Below are 289 nucleotides of genomic sequence, written 5' to 3' on the forward strand. Positions count from 1 at the left end.
GTGTGGCCGGCCCGGGCGATCCAACCCATCGACACCCGGCGCGTCGCGTTGTGGCACGAGATCAATGACCTGCCCAAGCGCGGACGCCTGTCGCCCGATGATCGCCTGGGCAGCGGCAGCGTACCCAGCGAGCGGTTGTTCGTGCAGCACGATGGCAGCCTGGGCAGCACGGTTACCGAGCGCATCAGCATGCTGCCCCTGACCCACAACGCTGACAGCTTTGCCTACCGTCCCGAGCGTATGCCCGACGGGTTTTGCCACGGCAATGAAAGCGGGGTCTGGCTGTTGG

At 66.4% G+C, this 289-nt stretch carries 1 pseudogene; it reads left to right on the forward strand.

Features of this window, described 5'->3' with window-relative positions:
- A pseudogene (locus tag EE949_RS29325) lies at window positions 1-289 on the forward strand (signal peptide prediction); the annotation flags it as partial.

Origin of the sequence: Pseudomonas viridiflava (assembly GCF_900602065.1) — a bacterium.
Taxonomy (GTDB): domain Bacteria; phylum Pseudomonadota; class Gammaproteobacteria; order Pseudomonadales; family Pseudomonadaceae; genus Aquipseudomonas.